2 protein-coding genes are annotated in these 2,040 nt (G+C 68.6%); both read right to left on the reverse strand.

The genetic code is table 11. The features are described 5' to 3' along the window. The coding region (locus HKK72_RS38795; RefSeq protein ID WP_187239360.1) for an RNA polymerase sigma factor at positions 1-582 on the reverse strand (582 nt) is incomplete at its 3' end. Between the two features lie 161 nt (positions 583-743). Beyond that, on the reverse strand, positions 744-2,040 hold a 1,297-nt coding region (locus HKK72_RS38800), incomplete at its 5' end, for a VWA domain-containing protein (RefSeq protein ID WP_187239361.1).

Consider the following 2,040-nt stretch of genomic DNA (forward strand, 5'->3'; position numbering starts at 1 on the left):
GCACTCACCGTGGGCGTCGCGTGCGATCTGGGCCGCGGCGAGGCCGTCGTCGAGCTGGGCGCGGACCTCGCCGACCAGCTCGGTGGCCTGCTCGACCGAGAGGCCGAGCACGCCGGCGAGCGCCTGCGCGTCGAGCCCGTGCCGGTACATCAGGTCGGCGGCCTCACGCTGCCTGCCGCTCAGCCCGGCCAGCGCGCTGTGAATCAGCTCGCGGAACTCCTGCCGCCGGTCGCGCTCCTCGGGACCGAGGAAGGCGTCGTCGGACTCGGGCGCCTCGTTCCGCTCGGCCGGGCGCTCGGGGTCGCTGAGACGGCGCAGGCAGTCGTTGCGGGCCAGGGTGTAGAGCCAACCGCGGAACTGCTCCGGCCTGCGCAGCCGGCCGATGTGCGCCTGCGCGGCTATCAACGTGTCGTGCAGCGCGTATGCCGCGGACTCCTCGTCCCGGAGCAGGGCGTGGCAGTAGTCGTAGAGGCGGGCGGCGTAGCCGTCGAAGATCAGCGGCAGCGCATCGGCGTCACCGTCATGCAGGGCCTGTGCCATCCGGCGGTCATCGTCATTGCTGATGCTCGGCCAATCCGGCACGAGGTCCTCCCACGAACTGAGATATCAGGTGGGTTTTCGAGATGAGAACGGAGGCCCGACGCCCCGCTCCCGTCGGGCCTCCGCCAAGAAGGACGGCTCCCGCAGCGATCTGGTTGACAGGAATCGCCATCCAATCTGAAAAATCTGCCGCCGGTCGTGGATCAGCACTTCGGAGCGCAGACCCGCCGCGACATCGCCGCAAGGAAGATCTTCTGGATCTCCTCGGGGGTGTTGGCGATGTGCACGCTGCCCCGCGTCTCCTTGGCGATCTGGTCGAGCTCGTTGCGGTCCACTCCCTTGCCGAAGCCGATCATAATGACCTGCACAGGACGGTTGGGGTCGAACTCCTTCTTCAGGGTGGCACGCAATTCCGACAGAGAGATGCCGTTCGCGTCATCGTTCTTGCCGTCGGTCAACAGCAGCAGCGAGTTGATCATCTCGGGCTTGTACGTGGTCTTCATCTTCCGGAAGGCCGCGAGAAGCGAGTCGTACAGACCGGTGTCACCGTTCGGCTTGGGCCTGAGACCGGCGAGCGTGGCGAGCACCATCTGCCGCCGGGTGTTCGAGCCGATCCGCTGACCGAGCGGCCCGAGCGTCACGTCCTCGCGCCAGTCCTGGCGGCCCGCCAGCTCGGTGGAGAACGTCCACAGGCCGAGCTCGGTGTCGTCGGGCAGCAGCGAAAGGCCACCCTGCGCCACCTGTGCGGTCGCCTGAATACGGGAGACCTTGGTGCCCGGCACGGTCTCGGCCATCGATCCCGACACGTCCAGCAGAGTGAGCATGCGCACGCTCAGGGACAGCTTCGCCCAGGCCTGCATGACGGCACGCACGTCGGCCGGTTGCGGGGCCGGCAGCACTCGGGGGGCCTTCGGGTTGAGCCCGTTCTTCGGCCCGAACGAGGCCGGTGCCACGCCGTCCGACGACCGGAATCCCAGGGCGCGCACTTCGCTCTTGGCCCGTGAGGTGCTCAGCGCCTGCTCGAGGAGCTTCGCGGCCTTGGCCTTGGTGGCGTCCTTGGCGGTGATGGTGAACGGGTAGTCCAGGGCCATCGTCCCCTCGACCGGGTAGAGCGCGATGGCTCGTTCCGCCGGGCTTCCCTGGTTGTGCTTCCACAGCGCCTGCTCCGGTGCGAGCACGATCGGGTACCGGCCCCGGTTGTCGCGGCGGAACGAGGCGAACTGCGTCTTGAGGTCGGGCGCGGTGCTCTCTCGTACGGTCCGGACGATTCCGGTGAAGGCGGTCTGCGCGTTGGGATCGTTGGCCAGCAGCATTCGGGTGACCATGAGCGAGGCCATGCCGGCCGCGTTGCGGGCCGGGTCGAGCAGCTCGATCCTGATGAGGTTGGGGGGGATCGTCTGGTTCTTGGTCATGGCGCCGCCCGCCGCCGGCAGCACGTTGCCCCAGGACGGGGTCGCGGAGATGCCCTGACCGCGCAGCGTCGTGGCCAGGGTCTGCGGC

Source organism: Actinomadura sp. HBU206391 (genome assembly GCF_014323665.1).
In the GTDB taxonomy this organism is placed as follows: domain Bacteria; phylum Actinomycetota; class Actinomycetes; order Streptosporangiales; family Streptosporangiaceae; genus Actinomadura_C.